This window comes from Cellulomonas flavigena DSM 20109 (assembly GCF_000092865.1).
Classification (GTDB): domain Bacteria; phylum Actinomycetota; class Actinomycetes; order Actinomycetales; family Cellulomonadaceae; genus Cellulomonas; species Cellulomonas flavigena.
This window is the reverse complement of record NC_014151.1, coordinates 2,668,898-2,690,246: the sequence shown is the minus strand read 5'-3', so window position 1 is coordinate 2,690,246 and position 21,349 is coordinate 2,668,898. Positions and strand designations below refer to the sequence as shown.

Below are 21,349 nucleotides of genomic sequence, written 5' to 3'. Positions count from 1 at the left end.
GCTTCGCGAGTCGTCTCGCGGGAGCGTTCCCACGCACTGCGGGACACCTTCGTCCCGGAGATGGGCAGGTGTCAAGGACAGGTGCGCGCAGGAGGGTGGTGGTAGCGGTTCCACGCGGGTGTTCATGCAGGTCAGCGCGATTTCCCACACCTCCCACGTTATTCAATCGTTACGGCCGTGTGTCCGGCCCGTGCCACGTTCGGGGGACCCGGTGACGGACCTCCGCGGTCGGGGTCGGCGACCGCCGCCCACCGCGGGCGAGCGGCGCGTCGTGGCGTGCGGTCAGTGCGCTGCGCCGTCGCCGTCCGCGAGCCAGCGTGCCGCGACGGCCCCCTCCTCGCGCAGCGCGGCCCGCACCGCCGTCCCTGCGGCCTCCTCCACCGCGGCGGCGAACAGCGGGAGCGTGGCACGCACCTCACCGTCGTACGTGACGCGCGACGCGCCCGTCCCCGTGGCGACGAGGGACGTGCGGCCGGTGACCCGCACGGGGGCGCCGGCGATCTCGACGACGACCGTGCCGGCGCGTGCGCCGTCGCTCGCCGGGGCGCCCCAGGCCTCGACCTGCCGCACGTCGATCCGGTCGCCGACGAGCGCGGCGAGGTGGGCGGGGATCTGGGTCGTCGGCAGCGCGCGGCGGGTCGTCACCGTGAACGCGCCGGTCGGGTCGCCGGTCACGTCGACCTGCTGCTCGAGCGCGCCCGACGCGCGCACCTTGGCGTGGACGTACGCGGGGTCCGCCAGCAGCCGTGCCGCACCGTCGACGTCCGTGGGCAGGTCGACGGTCACGTGCAGCTCCACCGCGGACCTCCCGGGGCCGTGCGCTCCGCGGCCCGGGCGGACGCACGGGCCGGGACGGGGCGGGCGTGGCGTGGCCCCGTCGTCCTCGAGCCTATCCGCCGCTGCGTAGGCTGGGCCGGTGTCCACGCTGAGCGACCTCGTCACGCGCCATGGAGCGCTCGACCCCGCCGACGTGGAGTGGCTGCACCTGCTCGTGGGCGACTGGCAGGTGGTCTCCGACCTGGCGTTCGCCGACCTCGTGCTGTGGCTCCCCACCGTCGACGGGGAGTTCATGGCCGTCGCGCAGTGCCGCCCCTCGACGGGCGCGACCGTCCACTACGACGACGTCGTGGGCTCGCGGCCCCCCGAGGGGCAGGTCTCCCAGCTCCGCAGGGCGCTCGAGGAGCAGGCGCCGCAACGGTCGCGCGAGCCGCGCTGGTTCGGCTCGTACGCGGTGCGCGAGGAGGCTGTGCCGGTCGTCCGCGGCGGGCGGTCCATCGCGGTGCTCGCGCGGCAGACGAACCTCGGTGGCGCCCGGACGCCGTCGCGGCTCGAGCTCAACTACGTCGAGGCCGCGGACGACCTCATCGGCATGGTCGCGCGCGGGGAGTTCCCCGCACCGGACGCGCCGACGGGCCCGCGCCGCGGTGCCCCGCGCGTCGGCGACGGCCTCGTGCGCCTCAACGCCGAGGGCGAGGTGCTGTACGCCAGCCCGAACGCCCTGTCGTGCTTCCACCGTCTCGGGGTGCTCGGGGACCTCGTCGGCCGGTCGCTCATCGAGGTGACGGCCGACCTCATCGAGCAGGACGCGACGGTCGACGAGTCCATGCCGCTGGTGCTGATGGGCCGGGCGCCGTGGCGCGTCGACGTCGAGGCGCGCGGTGTGGCGCTCTCGCTGCGAGCGGTACCGCTCACCGAGCGCGGTCAGCGGACGGGGGCCGTGCTGCTGTGCCGCGACGTCTCGGAGCTGCGCCGGCGTGAGCGTGAGCTCATCACGAAGGACGCGACGATCCGCGAGATCCACCACCGGGTCAAGAACAACCTGCAGACCGTCGCCGCGCTGCTGCGGCTGCAGTCGCGCCGCATGGCCTCGCCGGAGGCGCGCGACGCGCTGGCCGAGGCGATGCGCCGCGTCGCGACGATCGCGCTCGTGCACGAGACGCTGTCGCAGACGCTCGACGAGAGCGTGCCGTTCGACGATCTCGTGGGGCGCAGCCTGCGGCTCGCGGCGGACGTCGCGACGGCGGGTGCGCACGTCCGCACCACCGTGCGCGGCTCGTTCGGGGCGGTGCCTGCGGAGGACGCGACCGCGCTCGCGCTGGTCCTCACCGAGCTCGTGACGAACGCGGTCGAGCACGGGCTGGCGGGCCGGGAGAGCGGCACGGTCGAGATCGTCGTCGAGCGCGAGGGGCACCGGCTGCGCGTCGAGGTCGCGGACGACGGCGTCGGCGTGCCGGAGGGCAAGGGCGCGGGCACGGGCCTGGGCACGCAGATCGTCTCGACGCTGGTGCGCAACGAGCTCGGCGGCTCCATCGCGTGGCACGCCCGCGAGGGCGGCGGGACGTGCGTGGTCATCGAGGCGCAGCTGCGGCAGGGCAGGGAAGCGGCGACCGTCGCGTGACGCACCGGACACGACGACGGGGCCGCCTGGTCGGCGGCCCCGTCGGGTCGGCGGTCGTCCGCCGCGGGATGCTGGGGTGACCGGTGCTCAGCCGGCGCGACGCTGGCGCGCCGTGCGGCGCTTGAGCGCGCGGCGCTCGTCCTCGGACAGGCCGCCCCAGACGCCGGCGTCCTGACCGGTCTCGATGGCCCACTTGAGGCACGTGTCGACGACGTCGCAGCGTCGGCAGACGGCCTTGGCCTCCTCGATCTGCTGCAGCGCGGGACCCGTGTTCCCGATGGGGAAGAAGAGCTCGGGGTCCTCGTCGAGGCAGGCTGCGCGGTGACGCCAATCCATGGGATTTCTCCTTGCCGCACGCACGTGCGCACGCTCGCCGGGAGCGCGCGCGACAGTGCATGGGATCAGTGGGTGGGGGAACGTGCTGGCACAAGCGTCACACCCGACGGGACGGTGCACAAGGGTGACGGCAACGTTTCATGTTCGTAACGACTGAGGCGTTCATCACATCGGCACCACGTTTGCCCGAGTCCTCCTCTCCAGCGCGTCAGGTGCGTGTCCGCGACCTGGGTCGAACGTCCAGGTCAGGCGGCTCGCAGCCACGGTAGGTCGCTGACCTGGGAGATCGCTGTGCCGTGCGCGACTCACCGGCACCGGCGGGGTGGTCGCGCGGTCGTGCCCCGCGGCGCGCGTGACCGGGCTCACGCGTCCGGGTGTGCACGGCGCACGCGAGCGCGGCGCCGAGACGTGGTCGAGACCACCTCGCGACTCTGGTATTGGCGGCGGTGGCGTCGCCAGTCGCTCGGCCCGGTGCCCGGGCTGTCCGACGCCGGGGCGTGCGCGCCGCCGCCGGTCGCGGCCTAGGGTCGTGCCATGTCCCGCACGCCCGGCGGACGCCTGCCGGTTCCCGATCCCGCCGCACCCGGTCCCGCGTCCGTCCCGCCGGACGCCCCGCGCCCGCGGGCGCTCGCCGTCGCGTGCGGCCTCGTCCTCCTCGAGGCCGTGCTGCTCGTCGCGGCGGCCGTCGTCGGTCTGGTCGCGCTCGTCCCGGCGCTCGCCGGCGGCGGTGCCGGGCCGGTCCTGTTCCTGGTCGCCGTCGCGCTCGGCGCGGCGACGCTGCTGTCGGCCGCGGCGCGGGGGCTCTGGGCCGGGCGCCGGTGGGGGCGCGCCCCGGTCGTCACCGCGCAGGTGTTCGTGGTGGTCACCGCCGTCGGCTGGTGGGGTGCCGGGGGAGGGCCCTGGGCGGTCGTGCCCCTCGTCGTCGCGGTCGCGGTCGCGGGCACCGTGCTGAGCCCGGTCGTCGTGGCCGCGACGACCGGCACGCGCGACCCCGCGCCCTAGCGGACTCAGGCGGCACTGCGCGACGCCCCGTCGACGGGCGCGTGGACCTGGACGCGCACGAGCGCGCGGTCGCGGCGCAGCACACCACGACCGGGGGGGCGTGCCCTCGGGTCGCTGTGCACGGCCGCACCCGGACCCAGGAGCTCCGCAGCGGCGGGCCCGTACGCGTCGAGCACGAGGACCTGCCGACCGCGCAGCGCGGAGGTCACCGGTCCGCGGTAGCCGGTGGCCGCGTGCGCGGTCGTCGTGGTCAGCGCCCCCACGACGACGGCGCCGGGCGGCTCGTCGAGCAGCTGCTCGAGCCGCGCGGCGAGGGACGGAGCCGTGCGCTCGAGCAGGTCCACGTCGTCCGCGAGCACGACGGACCCGCCCGGAGCCTGCCGGAGCGTGCCGTCGGAGGTGCGCGCGCCGGTGTCGTCCAGGTGCGCGAGGGCGACGGCCGGCGCCACCGCGACGGCGTCCTCCGGCAGGCCCGGTAGCTCGTCGGCGGTGACCACCAGCACCCGCCGGCCGGCCTCGAGCCACCCGCGGGCGAGCGTGGCGAGCGCCGTGCTGCGCCCGGACCCGGGCGGCCCGGCCACCACGAGCGGGCGCCCGGGGTCGACCGTCACCGGGTGCGGGCCGTCGCCACCGACGCCGAGCAGGATCCCGGGTGCCGGCGCCCGGGTCGTGGTGAGCGGCGGGGTCGACCGTTCGGGCAGCGCACCGATCCGCAGCGGCTGATGGCCGGGCGCGGGCTCGGACGCGCCACGCGCACGTGGACGCTGCGGTGCCGGGGCGTCGGACGGCAGGACCACCTGGCACGTCCACGCGCCCTCGGTGCTGCACGCCACCGCGCGGCCCGCGACCCTCCGGGGCCCCGCGAGCTCCACCGGCACGCCTGCCTGGGCGTCGAGCGCGGTGTCGGCCACGGGGAGCACGAGGCGCAGGCCGCAGCCGCCCGCCCAGCGCGTCGACGCCGGCACGACCGGTCCCGACGCCGCGACGCGCACCCCGGCCGGGGGGCGCCGCAGCAGCCCGGCGAGGAGGTCCGCGCCCCGTCCCCGGGCGTGCTCCGCGAGCCGTTCGAGCAGGTCGTCGAGCCCGTCGACGAGGAGCACCACGGCGGGGGCGCCCGCGGGCCGGGCGGTCGTGCTGAGGCGCTCGATCAGCAGGAGGGTCCGGTGCACGTCGTCGAGTGCGGCGGTCGTGCCCACGAGGTGGTCCGCCCGGGCGCGCAGCGCGGCCACGGCTGCGTCCGGCAGGCCGACGGCGTGCACGTGCGCACCGCCGAGCAGGGCGTGCAGCCCGACCGTGCAGAGCGTCGTCGTGCGCCCGGACCGCGGGCCGCCGAGGACGAGCAGGTGACCGTGCGCGTCGCCCCACCGCAGGGGCGCCCGGCGTTGCTCGTCGGGGAGGTCGGCCACCGCGACCAGGAGCGCGGTCCCGTCCGCGGCGGGAGCGACGTCGTCGGCGGCCACGCGGTCGGGCAGCGCGGGCTGCCAGGGGACGCCAGGGCCGGCGAGGTCGCGCGCGGCGTCGCGGCACGCGGCGACCCACGCCGCGACGTCGTCGTCGGCCACCGCGGGTGCGCGCCAGGCGACGGCCCCGGGCACCGGCACGGACGCGAGCAGACGGACAGGCGGTGCGTTCCGGCGGTACCGGGCGCGTGCCACCTGCACGGACACGACCGGGCCGGACCCGGAACGCAGCAGCGCGCCGCCCGGTGCGGCGGGGTCGAGGTGCGCGGCGTCGGGGCAGCCGAGGACGTCCCGGGAGTCCTCCTCGTCGGCCACCCGCATCGCCAGCCGCAGAGTGACGTTGGCGCGCAGGTCCGCCGGCACCGCGCCGGCAGGGCGCTGGGTCGCGAGGACGAGGTGGACGCCCAGCGCACGGCCCTGCGCCGCGAGGCGCGCGAGCGTCGCGGCCGCGTCGGGCAGGTCGTCGACCAGCGCGCGCAGCTCGTCCACGACCACCAGGAGCCGCGCCGGCGTGGTGGGTGACGCGGGGTCGAGGTCGGCGACGTCCGTGCACCCGGCGGCCGCGAGGAGGCGCTCGCGCCGCCGGAGCTCCGCCCGCAGGCCGGCGAGCGTGCGCCGCGCCGCGGCGACGTCGAGGTCGTGCACGTGGTCGACGACGTGCGGCAGTCCCGCGAGCGGCCCCAGTCCCGTGCCGCCCTTGAAGTCGACGAGCAGCAGTGCGAGGCGTCGCGGCGGGTGCGTGAGCGCGAGCCCGAGGACGGCGGTGGTGAGCAGCTCGGACTTGCCGGCGCCCGTCGTGCCGGCGACGAGCACGTGCGGCCCGTCGCGCACGAGGTCGAGGACGACGGGGTGGCCGCCGCGGCCCGACCCCACGGGTGTCGCGAGACCGCGGCGCCCCGGTGCGGCCCACGCATCCGCCACGGCGGGTGCTGCGGGTGCCGGGACGCCCGGCAGGTCCCCGAGGACCGACGCGTGCGCCGTCCCGCCACCGTTCGCGCCGACTGCACGCAGCACCCAGGCCAGGGCAGCAGCAGCCCGCCCCTGGGCGTCGGCCACGTGCGGGTCGACGCACTCCGGCGGCCCGCCCGTGGCCGCGTCGAGCGTGCTCCCGTGACCCGCCGGCACGACCCACCGGGCCCACGCCGGCACGCGCGAGCCGGGTGGCACCACCAGCAGGAGGCGGGCGTGGGGAGTGCCGAGGCGCCACGCGCCGAGTGCGGCGTCCGCGCCGTCGGCGACGACGAGGACGTCCGCCTCCTCCGGTGGGGGCAGGGCGTGGTCGGGGTCCCACCACCGCGTCCAGCGCCAGTCGTCCGGTGTGCCGGTGCGCACCACCAGGCGCGTCGGGGTGCCCGCTCCCAGGGTGCGCAGGGCAAGGGCGCGGGCGACCCCGAGCGCGGCGTCCCGTGCACCGGTCACCGCGAGCGTGCCGTCGGGCGGCCACGGCCCGGTGGCTCCGGGCACCGCACCGGCCAGGTCCAGCAGCCGCCGCCAGGTCGCGAGCCGCAGTGCCGCGACGTCCGGGGGACCGCCCGGTCCCGGGGGCGCCTCCGGAGGGTCGGTGCCGCGTCGCCCTGCACCGGACGGCGACCGGCCCGCGGGGCCGCCCGGCGTGACCGCGTCCCCTGCCGACGGGCCCGGGAGCTGTCGACCGTCCGTCCCGTCGGGTGCGTCCGCGGGTGGTGGGCCGGGCTCCGGTGCCCGTCCACCGCGCAGCGCGACGAGCCCGACGACGCCGGTCACGGCGGTGAGCAGCAGGAGCGGCTGACGCAGGGCGACAGCGAGCGCGACAGCCAGCGCGACGGACACGGCCACGGGCGCGCCCGCCGCGGCCCACGGCGGGACGCGTGGGCGTCGGTGCGCGCCGTCGCAGCCGCGCAGCTGCAGGGTCGTGCCCCGCACCCGCAGCGCCGCGTGCGCCGGCCAGGTACGCGGACGGCGTCGGAGGGTGCGCTCGCGCCGTGACTGCCCGGCGCGTCCGGGTGCAGGACGTAGCCGGGCCGGCACGCCCGTGCCGCGCGCACGCACCGTGACGCGCGCGCCGCGGCGGCGGACCTCGATGTGGGCGGTCACGGGGTCGGTCTGCCGGACGCGCGCCGACCCGTCGCGATCCGTCGTGCCGGGGGCGGCGTCGTGCGTGACCGGGACGCGCACGCGCGCGCCGTCCGCGAGCGGCACGAGCCGCCCGGCGCCGGGCCCGGTGAGGACGGCGACGTGCACGTCGCAGCGGGCGGTGGCCTCGACGTCGGCGTGCGGTGCCGGGTCCGCGGCCAGGTGCGCGCCCGGCAGCAGCGGGGCCGCTCCGGCCGGGTGGTCGTCGTCGAGCACCTGCCCGCTGACCGTGAGACGTGCGCCGGGGCGGGCCCAGCGGGCGTCGCCGGTCAGCACAGCGAGCCGGCGTCGGAGGTCACCTGCGGGCAGGCCGGGCGCGACGTCGACGTCGAGGTGCCGGCCGCGCAGCGAGGGGTGGGGGAGGGTGACGCGCACCCTCCGGAGCATGCGGCGCGAGCGTCGGGGGACGACGGCCCGGGGCCGGGAGGTGTGGATCGCACCTCCCGGCCCCGGGGCTGTGGTCGGCTCGTCGCCGCGGCGGCCCTCCTGCGCACCGTGCGACGGCCGTGGCTCAGTCCACGCCCAGCGCGGCGACCGGGGGTGTGCGTGCGGCCGCGCGTGCGGGCAGCGCGGAGGCGACCAGCCCGGCCAGCAGTGCGACCACCAGCACGACGCCCACGTGCGCCCACGGGACCGACAGCCGGACGTCGCCCAGCGGGCCGAGCACCGTCGACGCGCCCGCCCAGCCGTACAGGAGCCCCAGCGCCGTGCCGACCAGGGCCCCGACGCCCGCGATGAGCATCCCCTCGGTCGCGAGCATCGCCTGCAGGCCACGGCGCGACAGGCCGACGGCGCGCAGCGTCGCCGACTCGCGCCGCCGCTCGATCACCGACAGCGACAGGGTGTTCGCGACCCCGATGAGCGCGATCAGCACCGCGACCCCGAGCAGACCGATGACGATGGCCAGGACCACCTCGATGACGCGCTCGTCGGACTGACGCTTCGCCGCCGAGCTCTCCACCTGCATGTCGTCGTCCTGCACGGCCTGCTGCACGTCGAGGATCGCGGTCGCCGCGTCCGTCCCGTCCTCGAGACGCACCAGCAGGGCGTCGGGATCGCCGTCGGCGACCCCCAGGGCCTGCGCGGCCGGGGACGCGAGCAGGGCGGTGTCGGTGTTGCGCGGCAGCACGTCGATCGTCGCCGTCCGCTCGCCCTCGGCCACGAGGCTCGTGGCATCGCGCGCCCACCAGCGGGGCAGGACGCTGCGCCCCTCGGCGAGCGCCTCGGCGGACGCCGCGTCGCGCAGCACGTGGACGTCCTGCGCGTCGACCACGACGACGCTCAGGTCGCCGCCGTCCGCGGCGGTCACCGTCGCCGTCCGGGTGGCGACCACGTCCGCGACACCGTCGACGTCGGCGACCCGCCCGCGCACGGACGCGCTCACCGCGGCGCCCGAGCCCGTCACCACGACGAGGTCGACCGGCCCCTCCTCGTCCATCTGACGTGCCATCGTCCGCTCCGCCGACAGGGCCCCCGTGCTCATCATGACGACGAGGGTCACGCCGATCACCAGCGCGGCGCTGGTCGCCGACGTGCGGCGCGGGTTCCGCAACGTGTTGGCGGCCGCGAGCCGTGCGCTCGTGCTGATCGACGACACCGGGCGCCCGACGGCCGACACCACGTGCGGCAGCCACAGCGGGGCCCCCACCAGCAGACCGACGAACGACGCGCTGCCGCCCAGGACCCCGACGAGCAGGTTGAGCATCTCGTCGACGGCGAGGTCGGAGCGCGCCATCGCCACGCCGCCGAGGAGCACCGCGGTGCCACCGACCGACAGCAGCAGCGAGATCGCGAGCCGGACGCGCCCGGGCCGGGCCCGCACGGTAGGGGCGTCGGCAGGACGCAGGGCGGCCACGGGCGACACCCGCGTCGCGGCGTGCGCCGGCACCAGCGCGGCTCCCACCGTCACGACCACCGACACGAGGACGGGGACGAGGACGTTGCCGGGTGTCGGCTGGACGAACGGCGGCAGCGGCACGCCGTCCTGCACCCGGTTGAGCACCGACAGCGCGCCCTGCGCGAGGGCGAGGCCCACCGCGACGCCGGCCACGCCGGCGACCGCACCGAGGATCGCGGCCTCGAGCAGCACCGACGTGCGCAGCTGACCACGACGCGCACCGACGCACCGCAGCAGCGCGAGCATGCGGGTGCGCTGCGCGACGATGACCTGGAACGTGTTGGCGATGACGAGCGCCGCCACCAGCAGCGACACCGCGGCGAATCCCAGCACCATGAGGACCACCACGTTGCCCGCGCCGTACTGCTCGACGGACGCCGCGGCCGCCTCGTCGCGCGTGCGCACGTCGATCCCCGGCAGCGCGTCCGTCAGCGCGGCGCGTGCGGCCGCCGGGGACCCGTCGGTCGCGACCAGCACGCGGGCACCGTAGACCTCGTCGAGCGTCTCGGCCCCGGTCCACGTCACGACGGCCTCCGTCACCGCGGTACCGGCCCCGCCGAACCGCGCCCACGCGCCGTGCGGGTCGGACACGAGCCCCACGACCGTGACCTCCCCGGTGACCTCGGTCGCGGACGACTCCTCGGCGACCGGGACGTCCTCGACGTCGCCCGCGGCCTCGTCCGACGACGGCCCGGTCGGCTCGGCGGCCGGCGCCGGCTCGTCGGACCACACCCACCACGTGGTGGTGAGGACGTCGCCGACGCCGATGCCGAGCCGCTCGGCCGCGCGGTCGGGCAGCGCGACCTCCGTGGGTGTCGTCGGCGCGCGCCCCGCGACCACCTCGAGCGACGCGAGACCCGGGTCCGAGGGCACGGGCACGATCGTCTGGTTGAGGGTGCGCCGTCCGCTCTGGAACGACGCCCACCCGGCGATGAAGGGGTCGGTCGCCACCACGCCGGGCGCCCGCCGGGCGGTGTCGAGCACGTCGGCGAGGTTCTCCTCGACGGGCCCCACGACGAGGTCCGCCGACCCGTAGGACGCGGTGATCGCGTCGTAGCCGCCGCGCGTGATGACGTCACCGGCGGTCAGGGTCGCGGTGACGAAGGCCGAACCCAGGAGGATCGCGACGCCCGCCGCGACCAGACGGGCCAGGCTGCGCCGCATCTGGGCGAGGGTGAGCCGCAGCATCAGCGCCGACCCCCTGCGATGTCGACGACCGGCGTCGCCCCGGTGCCGGCCGGGGCCTCGAGCACGCGCAGGCCCTCGAGCCCGGCGAGCACCGACTCCGGCGTGGGGTCGGCGATGTCCCCCGCGATGCGGCCGTCGGCCAGCAGGAGCACGCGGTCGGCGTACGCCGCGGCGGTCGGGTCGTGCGTGACCATGATGATCGTGCGGCCCAGCTCACGGACCGAGCGGCGCAGGAAGCTCAGGACCTCGGCGCCCGAGCGGGAGTCGAGGTTGCCCGTGGGCTCGTCCGCGAAGACGACCTCCGGCTGGGCCACCAGGGCGCGCGCGATCGCGACCCGCTGCTGCTGGCCGCCCGACAGCTCGCTCGGCCGGTGCGACATGCGCGCCTGCAGTCCGAGCGTCGTCACGAGCGTGTCGAGCCACGCGCGGTCGGGCGCGCGCCCGGCGAGGTCGAGCGGCAGCAGGACGTTCTGCTCGGCCGTCAGCATCGGCAGCAGGTTGAAGGACTGGAAGACGAAGCCGACGCGGTCGCGCCGCAGGCGGGTCAGCGCGTCGTCGTCGAGCGACGTGATCTCCGTCTCGCCGAGGTGCACCGTGCCCGACGTCGCGTCGTCGAGCCCGGCGAGCAGGTGCATCAGCGTCGACTTGCCGGAGCCGGACGGGCCCATGATCGCGGTGAACTCGCCCGTCGCGAAGTCCACGTCGACGCCGTCGAGCGCGCGGACCTCCGCGGCGCCCGAGCCGTAGACCTTGGTCAGCGCGCGGGCGCGGGACGCCGGCGTGGCGCCGCCGGCGGCGCTGCGGTCGTGGGGGCGGGGGGCGGTGGTCGGCAACGGGTGCTCCTGTCTCGAGGGTGTGGCCCCAGCCTCCCGCCCGGCCCGGGGTCGCCGCGTCCCGCCGTGGGTGGGTCCGGCGTGCGCAGGCGTCATCCCGTGGCCGCACACGGGTCCGACGGGCGGCGCACGCCCGCGCGTCAGGACCCCGCGCGCACCAGCCCGGCCTCGTACGCGACGACGACGGCCTGCACCCGGTCCCGCGCGCCGAGCTTGGCCAGGATGCGGCCGACGTGGGTCTTCACGGTCGCCTCGGCGACGAACAGGTCCTGGCCGATCTCGGTGTTGGAACGGCCGCGGGCCATGAGGACGAGGACCTCGCGCTCGCGCTCCGTGAGCTGGGCGACGGCCTGGTGCGCCGGGTCCGCGGTCGCGGCCGGCGCGTCACCGGGCAGCGCGGTGACGAGGTGCTCGAGCAGGCGGCGCGTGCTGGACGGCGCGATGACCGCGTCCCCGCGGTGGACGGTGCGGATCGCCGCGAGCATCTCCTCCGGCGGGGCGTCCTTGAGCAGGAAGCCGCTCGCACCGGCGCGGATGGCCGCGAGGACGTACTCGTCGAGGTCGAAGGTCGTCAGCACGATCACCCGGGGGGCGGGTGCGTCGTCGGTCCCGCGCGCCACGATGCGCTCGGTCGCCTCCAGGCCGTCCATGGTCGGCATGCGCACGTCCATGAGCACGACGTCCACCGGACCCGTGACGTTGCGTGCCGCCGGGTCCAGCGCGCGCACGGCCTGCGCGCCGTCGCCGGCCTCGAGGACGACCTCGAGGTCGGGCTGGGAGTCGATGACCATGCGGAACCCGGCGCGGACGAGCTGCTGGTCGTCGACGAGCGCGACGCGCACGGTGGGCGGGGTGGTCACGGTCGGGTTCCTCCGGTGTCGTGGACGGGTGCCGGGGCGGGCGCCTCGGCACCGGGGTCGGCGGGGTCGGACGGTGGCGTCGGTGGCCGGCCGGGCGTGGGCAGCGTCGCGCGGACCCGGAACCCGCCTCCGGGACGTGGGCCGGCCGTCACCGTGCCGCCGAACATCGTGGCGCGCTCACGCATGCCCAGCAGACCCTGCCCCAGCCCGTCGGAGTCGGCCGCGGCGCCGCGGCCGTCGTCGCTGACCTCCAGGCTCACGGCAGCCGGCTGCCACTGCAGCATCACGGTGACGCTCGGGTCGGGCCCGGCGTGCTTGAGCACGTTGGTCAGGGACTCCTGCGCGATCCGGTAGACCGTCAGCCCGGCGCCGGGCGGCAGGTGGCGCGGGGTGCCGAGGCGCACGTAGGAGACCCGCATCCCGCTGGCGCGCACCTGGGCGACGAGCTGCTCGACGTCCTCGACCGCGGGCTGGGGCGTCGTCGCCGCCGGGGGCGTCGTCGGCACGGGCAGCACACCGGGCTGCGCGCCCGGCAGGACGCGGGCGGGCCCGCCGCTCCCGGGCGCCTCGCGCAGCACGCCGAGCAGGCGACGCATGTCGGTGAGCGCGGCCCGGCCGGTCTCCGCGATCGTGCCGAGGGCGCGCGAGGCCGCGGCGGGGTCCCGCGCCGCGGCGTAGCGACCGCCGTCCGCCTGGGCGATCATCACGGACAGGCTGTGCGCCACGATGTCGTGCATCTCGCGCGCGATGCGGGCGCGCTCGGCCGCCGTGGCGATGATCGCCTGCTGGTCGCGCTCGACCTCGAGCCGCTCGGCGCGGTCGACGAGGGCCTCGAGGTGCTCGCGCCGGCTGCGGCGCACCAGCCCGAACGCCCACGCGACGAGGAAGATGCTGGCGATCAGCACCATGAGCAGGAACGCGCTCGCCCGGCCGTACGGCATCGCGAGGGCGCCGGCGACGACGACCGAGCCGACGATGGCGGCGCCGATCCCGGCGCGGTGCGCCCAGCGCGGGCCGTGCAGCGCGGTCGAGTAGAGCGCGAACGGCACGACCGCGTCGACCGGCAGGACCGGGAAGCCGCCGACGACGTGCAGCAGGGCGGCCGCGTAGACGAGCGCGATCGAGCGGGCGGGGTGGGTGCGTCGCCACGCCAGGGGCGCCAGGACGCCCAGCGCGATGAGCGACAGGAGCATGACGCGCCCGGCGGAGCCTGCGGAGGTGACGACCGCGACCGACGGCGGCAGCAGCGTGAACGTCAGCAGGAACGTCAGCGTGAGGTCGACGCCCTGTCGGTGCTCGTCCTCCCACTGCCACAACCGGTCCCACCACGACATCCCTCGAGCGTAGGCTCGAGGGAGTCGGGGGTCGTGCACCCGCGGGCGGACACGCGCTCCGTCGGTCGTCCACCCCGAGGAGCACCCGGTGTGCACGGCGCTCGCCCGGGAACTCGCGGACGGCCCGGGACCCAGGGCTGGCGGTGAGGGCGATCGCGTGACCTAACATGGCCGAATGACCCAGGTGCTGCTGGCGGAGGACGACCCCGCGATTGCCGAGCCTTTGGCCCGGGCGCTCGGGCGTGAAGGTTACGACGTGCGCGTGCAAGGCACGGGTCAAGGTGCGATCGACGGTGCCGCGAGCGCCGACCTGGTCGTCCTCGACCTCGGCCTGCCGGACATGGACGGCCTCGACGTCGCGCGGGCGATCCGCAGCCAGGGGCTGACGACCCCGGTGCTGGTGCTGACGGCGCGCGCCGACGAGGTCGACCTCGTCGTCGGGCTCGACGCGGGCGCCGACGACTACGTCACCAAGCCGTTCCGGCTCGCCGAGCTGCTGGCCCGCGTCCGGGCGCTGCTGCGCCGCACCGTGGGCGACCCGGCCGACGAGGACGAGCTGCACGCCCAGAACGTGCGCGTCGACGTCGCGGCCCACCGCGCGTTCCAGGGCGAGCGGGAGCTGCACCTGACCGCCAAGGAGTTCGACCTGCTACGCGTGCTCGTCGCGGCGGCGGGCACGGTCGTCTCGCGCGAGACGCTCATGCGCGAGGTCTGGGGCTCGGACCCGACGGGCTCGACGAAGACGCTCGACATGCACGTCTCGTGGCTGCGCCGCAAGCTCGGCGACGACGCGAACGCGCCCCGGTACATCTCGACGGTGCGGGGCATGGGCTTCCGCTTCGAGACGGGCAGCGCGGCCGCGGCGGGCGACGCGCCGGGGCCGCACGACAGGGACTGACGCGTGCGCCGTCGCGTGCTGCAGGCGACGATCGCGGCCGTGACGGTCGCCGTCGTGCTGCTGGGCTTCCCGCTGGCGTTCCTCGGGGCCCAGCTCGTCCGCTCGAACGCGCTCTACAACGTCGAGGTCCGCGCGCAGTCGGTGGCGCGCACGGTCGACTTCCGGGTCGAGCAGGAGATCGCGCTGTCCGACCGCATGCTCGAGCCGTACACGGGCGGCGAGGCGCGCGACGGCACCGCCCGCGGGCTGCCCGCGTCCGTGGTGGTGCGCACGCCCACGGGTGACACCTTCCGGGCGGGCCCCGTGGTGGACCAGCGGCGGCTGCTGGTCCAGACCACGTCGGACTCCGGTGCGACCGTGCTGCTGTACGTCTCCTGGTGGGACGTCTTCTGGTTGTCCACCCAGGCGATCGCTCTGGTCGTCGTCGCCGCGGTCGTCGCGTTCGCCGCCGGGATCGCGATGGCGATCTGGCAGGCGAACCGGCTCGCCGCGCCCCTGGTGTACCTCGCGGCGTCGGCCGAGCAGCTCGGCTCGGGCCAGGTCCGCCCACAGCTCGAGCCGTCGGGGGTCGAGGAGATCGACCTCGTCGCCGCCGAGCTCGCGCGCAGCGCCGACCGCATGGCGGGGCGCCTCGCGGCCGAGCGGCAGTTCGCGTCGGACGCCTCCCACCAGCTGCGCACGCCGCTGACGGCGCTGTCGATGCGCCTCGAGGAGATCATGCTCGCGGCGAGCGAGCCGGAGGTCCGCGAGGAGGCCCGCATCTCGCTCGAGCAGGTCGAGCGGCTCGTGCGCGTCGTCGACGACCTGCTGACGAGCTCGCGGCGCGCGCAGGGCGGCACGACCGAGGCGGTCTCGCTGCAGGAGGTCGTGCACCAGCAGGAGGAGGAGTGGGCGCCGACGTTCGCCGCGGCGGGCCGCCGGCTCGTCGTCGACGTCGACCCGGCCACGCAGGTGCTCGCCACCCCGGGGGCGCTCGCGCAGGTGCTCGCCACCCTCATCGAGAACTCGCTCAAGCACGGCGACGGCACCACGACCGTGCGCTCGCGCGGCGGCGGGCCGTCGCGCACGGTCGTCGTCGAGGTCGGCGACGAGGGCGAGGGCGTACCCGACGACCTGGCGCCGCGGATCTTCGAGCGCGACGTGACGTCCGGCGCGGGCACCGGTCTGGGCCTGGCGCTCGCGCGCGACCTCGCGAGCGCCGACGGCGGCCGGCTCGAGCTGGCGCAGCGCCGGCCGGCGGTCTTCGCGCTCTTCCTGTCGGGCGTCCCGGCGTCACTGCGCCCCGACGTCGTGCTGCCGCGCGGCGCCGTCGTGTCGGTGCGGCGCGACCGGCGCCGCTGAGCGCGTCACGGCCCGTGCGGCCCGCGGGCTAGGCTTCGGGCACATCCGTCCGCGAGGGGGAAGCCGTGCAGGTTCTCGAGCCGGCGATCCAGGGCTACGCCTGGGGGTCGCCGACCGCCATCCCGGAGCTGCTCCGACGTCCGTCCGACGGCACGCCCGTCGCCGAGGCATGGTTCGGCGCGCACGCGTCGGCGCCGTCGCGGCTCCCGGGCTCCGCACCGACCACGCTCGACGCGGCGATCGCCGCCGACCCCGTCGCCGCGCTCGGTGACGACGTGGTGTCGCGGTTCGGCGAGGGCCTGCCGTTCCTGCTCAAGCTGATCGCGGCCGAGCGGCCGCTGTCGCTGCAGGTGCACCCGAGCATCGAGCTCGCGCACGACGGCTACGCACGCGAGGACGCCCGCGGCGTCCCGGTGGACGACCCGCGGCGCTCGTACCGCGACCGCAACCACAAGCCGGAGCTGGTGTACGCGCTCTCACCCTTCGAGGCGCTCGTCGGCTTCCGCGCGCCGCGCCGGGCTGCCGAGATCCTCGAGGGCGTCGACCACCCCACGGCGCGGCAGCTCCACAAGGTCGTGACGTCGGACCCCACGTCGACCGGCATGCAGGAGGCGTTCACGATGCTCGTGAGCGAGGCCACGCGGCCCGGCCCGGAGGAGGTGCACGACCTCGCCGACGCGTTCCGCGACCGCCTGCGCCGCGGGTCGCCGTCCCCGCGGACGGACCACGCCGTCGACCTCCTCGAGCGCTCCTACCCGGGCGATCCCGGCGCCGTCACGGCCGTCCTGCTCAACCCCGTCTCGCTGCGCCCCGGGGAGGCGCTGTTCGTGCCCGCGGGCGCCGTGCACGCGTACCTCGAGGGCACCGCCGTCGAGCTGATGGCGAACTCCGACAACGTGCTGCGAGCCGGGCTGACGGCCAAGCACGTCGACGTGCCCGAGCTGCTGCGGATCGTCGAGTGCGTCGCCGCGCCGCCCATCCGGATCGCGCCGGAGCACGTGTACGACGCGACCGACGTGTACTACGCACCCGTGGACGACTTCGAGCTGTCGGTGACCCGGCTCTCGGCCACGCGCTGCCGGCTGCCCGGCGGCGGCCCGCGCGTGGTGCTGTGCCTCGACGGGCGCGCGACGCTGGAGTCGGCGCGGGGCGGGTCGCTCGAGGTCGGACCGGGCCAGGCGGCGTTCGTCCCCGCCTCCGACGGCATCCTCAGCGCCGCCGGCGAGGGACGGGTCGTGCAGGCGTCCGTCCCGTGACGTCGGCGTCGGTGGGCGGCACCGCGACCGCGCGCCGCGAGCCGCTACCCTCGACGCCCGTGACTCCTCCGATCGTGGCCGTCATCGGCGGCGGGCAGCTCGCCCGCATGATGGCGGGCCCCGCGACCGCGCTGGGCCTGCACCTTCGGGTCCTCGTCGAGGCGCCGGACGCGTCGGCCGCGCAGGCCGTCGCCGACGCCCCCGTGGGCGCGGCGTCCGACGCCGACGCGGTGCTCGCGCTCGTCGACGGCGCCGACGTGCTGACGTTCGAGCACGAGCACGTGCCGCCCCCCGTCCTGGAGGCCGTCGCGGCCCGCGGCGTTCCCGTGCACCCCGGCCCCGCGGCGCTGCTGCACGCGCAGGACAAGGCCGAGATGCGCCGCCGGCTGACCGCGCTCGGCGTACCGTGCCCCCGCTGGGCGCCGGTGGCCGACCTCGCCGACCTCGAGCGCTTCCGTGCCGAGGTCGGGGGCAGCGCGGTGGTGAAGACCACCCGTGGTGGTTACGACGGCAAGGGCGTGCGCGTGGTCCACGAGGGCGCGGTGCCCGACGACGTGGTCGCGTGGTGCGCCGCTGCGGGCGACGGCACCGGACCCGCGCTGCTGGCCGAGGAGCTCGTGCCGTTCACCCGGGAGCTCGCGGTGCTCGTGGCGCGGACGCCCTCGGGCCGGACCGCCGTGTGGCCCGTCGTGGAGTCCCTGCAGCGCGACGGCGTGTGCGCCGAGGTGGTCGCCCCCGCGCCCGGCCTGCACCCGACCACCGCGGCGCAGGCCGAGAGGATCGCGCGGGCGGTGGCCGACGGGCTGGGCGTCACGGGCGTGCTCGCTGTCGAGCTCTTCGAGGTCGCCGAACCCGGGGGCCCGCCGCGCGTGCTGGTCAACGAGCTCGCGATGCGTCCCCACAACTCGGGGCACTGGACCATCGACGGCGCGGTGACCAGCCAGTTCGAGCAGCACCTGCGTGCCGTGCTCGACCTGCCGCTCGGCGAGGTCGCCCCGGTGGCGCCGTGGACGGTCATGGTCAACCTCCTGGGCAGCGCGCTCGACGACCCGACCGACGCGCTGCACGACGTGCTCGGCGCCGACCCGGGCGCCAAGGTCCACCTGTACGGCAAGACCGTGCGCCCGGGGCGCAAGCTCGGTCACGTGAACGTGTCTGGCGACGACCTCGACGACGTCCGTGCGCGGGCGCGCGCCGCGGTCGCGCGGCTGCGCGGCGAGAGCAGCGAGGAACGAGGGACGGAATGAGCGCGAGCCCCCTGGTCGGCATCGTCATGGGGTCGGACTCCGACTGGCCCGTGATGCAGGCGGCAGCGGAGGCGCTGGCCGAGTTCGACGTGCCCGTCGAGGTCGACGTCGTCTCGGCGCACCGGCAGCCGGACAAGATGGTCGCGTACGGCCGCGACGCGGCAGCGCGCGGCCTGCGCGTCGTCGTCGCCGGCGCCGGGGGAGCCGCGCACCTGCCGGGCATGCTCGCTGCGGTGACGCCGCTGCCCGTGATCGGCGTCCCCGTGCCGCTCGCGCACCTCGACGGCATGGACTCCCTGCTGTCGATCGTGCAGATGCCTGCCGGCGTGCCCGTCGCCACCGTCTCGGTCGGGGGCGCGCGCAACGCCGGCCTGCTCGCGGTGCGCGTCCTCGCGTCCGGCGAGGGGGCGCTCGCCGGGCGACTGCGCGCCGCGATGCTCGAGTTCCAGGACGGGCTGCGCGCGCAGGCCGACGCCAAGGGCGAGCGCCTGCGGGCACGCGCGACGGGACCCGGCCTGGGCTTCTCCGCCTGACGGACCCTGCGGCCCGGTCCCACGGCGTCAGGAGGTCGGCACGCCCCCCACCTGCCCGGGCGGCAGCGAGCCGTCACGGATCGCGGTGAAGAAGCCGGGGGTCTGCTCCGGGTCGAGCAGCACCGTCGACCCGATACCCCCGGGCCGGTGGTCCATGCTCGCGATCGGCGGGGTGCCGGTGATCCCGTCCGCGCCGTTCGCGGCGCGGAACGCGAGCGCGAGGCGGGCGACGTCGAGCACGCCGGCGTCCTCGTCGAACGTCAGGGCGCCCGTGCCCGCGTCGACCAGCGCGACCTGCGCGCCCGGCCGCAGCGCGAGCGAGCCGGGGCTGATCCTCCCCATGACGGCGCTGATGAGCTGACGCTGGCGCAGCGCGCGCCCCACGTCGCCCTGCGGGTCGGCCTTGCGCATGCGGGCGAACGCCAGGGCGGTGACACCGTCGACGTCGTGGCAGCCGGCCGTCCACACCATGCCGGAGTCCGGGTCGTTCACGTCGCCGTCGTAGCAGAGGTTGACGCCGCCGACGGCGTCGACGAGGTGCGAGACACCGCCCATGCCGATCTCCACGTAGTGGTCGACCGTGAGCCCCGTCAGGCCCTCGACGGTCTGCACGAGCAGCGGAGCCCCGCCCCACGCGAAGGCCGAGTTGAGCTTCGCGGGGCCGTGCCCGGGGACCTCGACGAACGTGTCGCGCGGGAGCGAGATCATCGCGGTCGGGCCGTTCGCCGGCGCGTGCAGCAGCAGGATCGTGTCGGTGCGCTGCCCCTCGGTGCCGTCCTCCGCGACGCCGCCGTCGTCACCGCGCGCGTCGGAGCCCGCGAGCAGGTACGTCGTGCCGGGGGTCCCGGGCGCGCCGGAGAGTGCGGGCGTGTGCTGCAGCATGCCGTTGGCCCACACGAGCAGGCCGATCGGCCAGGCGAGGAGCACCACCACGACCACCAGGGCGACCAGCCCGGGGCGCCGCCGGCGCCGCCGCGGGGCGCCGGGAACGGTGCCCGGCGCTCCTGCGCCCGCCGCGGGACGTACCTGGCCCGGTCGGGCGGCTGCCGCACGCGGGACCGCGCTGCGCGGCGGGGTGGCCCGCCGAGCCGAGGGCGCGGCGTCCTGCGCCCCCGGGGGCGCCGGCCGGCGGCCGGCCGGGGTGAAGGACGCCGGGGCGCCGGCCGGTCGTGGCGTGGCGCGTGCCGCCGGGGCTGCGGGCCCGCCGGCCCCGCCCTGCTGCGCGGCACCCGTGCGCGGGGGCACGGCTCGAGCGCTGCGCGGCGGCGTCGGTCGCGCGGGCGACCGGCCGACCACCCGCGCGTCCTCGGCGCCGGGGCGGGACCGGCCCGGCGCGGGGGCGAAGCTCGGGGGAGGCGTCGGGTCCTCGTCGCGGCGTCCTGGCATCGGCACGCTCAGCAGGTCGCGGCGGCGTCGGCGGCGGTGAACGCGTCCACGCCGGGTGTCTTGGCCGGGGCCGGCGTCTCGACCGGCGGCGGGGGAGCGGCCGGGGCGGTGCCGGCGTCCGTGCCCGGGCTCGCCGCGGGCGGCTCGGGCGCCTGCGGCGCCTCCGGCACCCCCAGCATGGGCACGTCGGCGACCATGTTCGCCCACAGCTCGTCCGCCGCCGAGGTCCACTCGACGCGGTTGGGGTCGCTGGTGGCGGGCACCCACGGCACGGTCATGAACGTGATGCTGTCACGGTCGATGGTCCGCAGGCTGAAGGCCAGGCCGCTGAGGTCGGCGAGCGTGAGGTCGGTCGTCACCGACTGCGTCGCGGCGCTGAGGAACTGCAGGAGCTGCCCGGCGTCCGTCAGCAGGTTCTTGGAGAGGACCTCGTTGGCGACCCGGGCGACGAGCACCTGCTGCCGGCCCGCGCGCATCGTGTCGGAGCCGTCGAAGCCCGTGCCGTGCCGGGCGCGCGCGTACTGCAGCGCGGTGATGCCGTCGAGGTGGTGCTCCCCGGCCGTGAGGTTGAGGCCGGTGTACTTGTCGTAGACGTCCCGCTCGATGCACATCGGCACGCCGCCGATCGCGTTGATCATGTTCTGGAAGCCGGCGAAGTCGACGACCACGACGTTGTCGATCGTGAGTCCGGTGTTGGCCTGGACGGTGCTGACGGTGCACGCCGCTGCGGACGTGAGGTCGCCCCCGTAGTCCCAGCCCATCTGGAACGCGGAGTTCAGCATCGCGCGTCGCTGCGCCTTGGTGGTCTTGCCGTTCGTCAGCGTGCAGGACGGGACCTCGACCAGCGAGTCGCGGGGCAGCGAGACCATCTCGACGCGCGTCCGGTCGGCCGAGACGTGCACGACGATCGTGGTGTCCGACCGCATGCCCGCCTCGACGCCGCCGATGTCCGCGTTCGCGCCGTCGCGCTGGTCGGAGCCGAGCACGAGCACGTTGACCGGCTGCCCCGCGTGGGCGTCGGAGGGGTCCGGCTCCTTGCTGGGCGTCGGGACGGCCTCGACGAGGCCGCCGAGGTCGATCGAGTCGACGTTGCCCGTCATGCGCGCGGCGACGGCCATCGCGCCGCTGCCGCCGAAGACGAGGACGGTGGTCACGGCCAGGGCGATCCCGCGCAGCACCCCGTGCGACGTGAGGTTGCGGGCGTGTCGCGGGGCGCGCGGGCGCCGAGCAGCAGCGTGGCGTGAGGTCACGGACCCGATCGTAGGTCG

General features: G+C 76.7%; 16 protein-coding genes. 7 read left to right on the top strand and 9 right to left on the bottom strand.

Annotated features, from left to right (window positions below; all coding sequences use genetic code 11):
- Positions 1 to 282: 282 nt before the first annotated feature.
- Positions 283 to 798, bottom strand: coding sequence for a DUF2505 domain-containing protein (locus CFLA_RS12130; protein WP_013117622.1), 516 nt, complete (start codon positions 796 to 798; stop codon positions 283 to 285).
- A 118-nt stretch (positions 799 to 916) separates the two neighbouring features.
- On the opposite strand from CFLA_RS12130, the gene CFLA_RS12125 reads away from it, so the two are divergent.
- Positions 917 to 2,398: a sensor histidine kinase gene (locus CFLA_RS12125; RefSeq protein WP_013117621.1), complete on the top strand. Its 1,482-nt coding sequence runs from the start codon at positions 917 to 919 to the stop codon at positions 2,396 to 2,398.
- A gap of 87 nt (positions 2,399 to 2,485) precedes the next feature.
- Here CFLA_RS12125 and CFLA_RS12120 read toward each other — a convergent pair whose 3' ends face one another.
- A complete protein-coding gene (locus CFLA_RS12120; protein ID WP_013117620.1) occupies positions 2,486 to 2,734 on the bottom strand; it encodes a WhiB family transcriptional regulator in 249 nt (82 codons plus the stop codon).
- 534 nt (positions 2,735 to 3,268) lie between these two features.
- Here CFLA_RS12120 and CFLA_RS12115 point away from each other — a divergent pair.
- Positions 3,269 to 3,736: a hypothetical protein gene (locus tag CFLA_RS12115; protein ID WP_013117619.1), complete on the top strand. Its 468-nt coding sequence runs from the start codon at positions 3,269 to 3,271 to the stop codon at positions 3,734 to 3,736.
- Positions 3,737 to 3,741: 5 nt separating this feature from the next.
- Here the strand turns inward: CFLA_RS12115 and CFLA_RS12110 are convergent, their stop codons facing one another.
- The 5 genes from CFLA_RS12110 to CFLA_RS12090 all read right to left on the bottom strand — a co-directional run bounded on the left by CFLA_RS12110 (position 3,742) and on the right by CFLA_RS12090 (position 13,420).
- Entirely contained in the window at positions 3,742 to 7,683 is a 3,942-nt protein-coding gene (locus tag CFLA_RS12110) for an FtsK/SpoIIIE domain-containing protein (protein WP_043599021.1), read from the bottom strand.
- A gap of 136 nt (positions 7,684 to 7,819) precedes the next feature.
- Positions 7,820 to 10,393, bottom strand: coding sequence for an FtsX-like permease family protein (locus CFLA_RS12105; RefSeq protein WP_013117617.1), 2,574 nt, complete (start codon positions 10,391 to 10,393; stop codon positions 7,820 to 7,822).
- Positions 10,393 to 11,226: an ABC transporter ATP-binding protein gene (locus CFLA_RS12100; RefSeq protein WP_013117616.1), complete on the bottom strand. Its 834-nt coding sequence runs from the start codon at positions 11,224 to 11,226 to the stop codon at positions 10,393 to 10,395. Before CFLA_RS12100 ends, CFLA_RS12105 begins: the two co-directional genes overlap by 1 nt.
- Positions 11,227 to 11,366: 140 nt before the next feature.
- Positions 11,367 to 12,086: a response regulator gene (locus CFLA_RS12095; protein WP_013117615.1), complete on the bottom strand. Its 720-nt coding sequence runs from the start codon at positions 12,084 to 12,086 to the stop codon at positions 11,367 to 11,369.
- Positions 12,083 to 13,420: a sensor histidine kinase gene (locus tag CFLA_RS12090; RefSeq protein WP_013117614.1), complete on the bottom strand. Its 1,338-nt coding sequence runs from the start codon at positions 13,418 to 13,420 to the stop codon at positions 12,083 to 12,085. The genes CFLA_RS12095 and CFLA_RS12090 overlap by 4 nt, the downstream gene beginning before the upstream one ends.
- A gap of 175 nt (positions 13,421 to 13,595) precedes the next feature.
- On the opposite strand from CFLA_RS12090, the gene CFLA_RS12085 reads away from it, so the two are divergent.
- The 5 genes from CFLA_RS12085 to purE all read left to right on the top strand — a co-directional run bounded on the left by CFLA_RS12085 (position 13,596) and on the right by purE (position 18,695).
- Positions 13,596 to 14,318 (top strand): response regulator transcription factor, encoded by a 723-nt coding sequence (locus CFLA_RS12085; protein ID WP_013117613.1) that lies wholly within the window; start codon positions 13,596 to 13,598, stop codon positions 14,316 to 14,318.
- Between the two features lie 3 nt (positions 14,319 to 14,321).
- The gene (locus tag CFLA_RS12080; RefSeq protein ID WP_013117612.1) at positions 14,322 to 15,659 is read left to right on the top strand and encodes a sensor histidine kinase; all 1,338 of its coding nucleotides are present in this window, start codon (positions 14,322 to 14,324) and stop codon (positions 15,657 to 15,659) included.
- Positions 15,660 to 15,724: 65 nt separating this feature from the next.
- Positions 15,725 to 16,915 carry a mannose-6-phosphate isomerase, class I gene (gene manA, locus CFLA_RS12075; RefSeq protein ID WP_013117611.1) on the top strand — a complete coding sequence of 397 codons (1,191 nt, stop codon included), beginning with the start codon at positions 15,725 to 15,727 and terminating at the stop codon, positions 16,913 to 16,915.
- Positions 16,916 to 16,974: 59 nt separating this feature from the next.
- Positions 16,975 to 18,162, top strand: a complete 1,188-nt coding sequence (locus tag CFLA_RS12070; RefSeq protein ID WP_043600671.1) for a 5-(carboxyamino)imidazole ribonucleotide synthase — start codon at positions 16,975 to 16,977, stop codon at positions 18,160 to 18,162.
- Entirely contained in the window at positions 18,159 to 18,695 is a 537-nt protein-coding gene (gene purE / locus CFLA_RS12065) for a 5-(carboxyamino)imidazole ribonucleotide mutase (RefSeq protein WP_013117609.1), read from the top strand. Before CFLA_RS12070 ends, purE begins: the two co-directional genes overlap by 4 nt.
- A 27-nt stretch (positions 18,696 to 18,722) precedes the next feature.
- Here the strand turns inward: purE and CFLA_RS12060 are convergent, their stop codons facing one another.
- Both CFLA_RS12060 and CFLA_RS12055 read right to left on the bottom strand, forming a co-directional pair.
- On the bottom strand, positions 18,723 to 19,625 hold the full coding sequence (locus CFLA_RS12060) for an LCP family protein (protein WP_245530244.1): 903 nt from the start codon (positions 19,623 to 19,625) through the stop codon (positions 18,723 to 18,725).
- A 464-nt stretch (positions 19,626 to 20,089) separates the two neighbouring features.
- Positions 20,090 to 21,331 carry an LCP family protein gene (locus CFLA_RS12055; RefSeq protein ID WP_245530243.1) on the bottom strand — a complete coding sequence of 414 codons (1,242 nt, stop codon included), beginning with the start codon at positions 21,329 to 21,331 and terminating at the stop codon, positions 20,090 to 20,092.
- Positions 21,332 to 21,349 lie beyond the last annotated feature (18 nt).

What these genes read in the sequence shown, in the direction of transcription:
- CFLA_RS12120 (WP_013117620.1), bottom strand. Translation starts at nt 2,734, where the DNA reads ATGGATTGGCGTCACCGCGCAGCCTGCCTCGACGAGGACCCCGAGCTC.
- CFLA_RS12115 (WP_013117619.1), top strand. Translation starts at nt 3,269, where the DNA reads ATGTCCCGCACGCCCGGCGGACGCCTGCCGGTTCCCGATCCCGCCGCA.
- CFLA_RS12105 (WP_013117617.1), bottom strand. Translation starts at nt 10,393, where the DNA reads ATGCTGCGGCTCACCCTCGCCCAGATGCGGCGCAGCCTGGCCCGTCTG.
- CFLA_RS12090 (WP_013117614.1), bottom strand. Translation starts at nt 13,420, where the DNA reads ATGTCGTGGTGGGACCGGTTGTGGCAGTGGGAGGACGAGCACCGACAG.
- CFLA_RS12085 (WP_013117613.1), top strand. Translation starts at nt 13,596, where the DNA reads ATGACCCAGGTGCTGCTGGCGGAGGACGACCCCGCGATTGCCGAGCCT.
- purE (WP_013117609.1), top strand. Translation starts at nt 18,159, where the DNA reads ATGAGCGCGAGCCCCCTGGTCGGCATCGTCATGGGGTCGGACTCCGAC.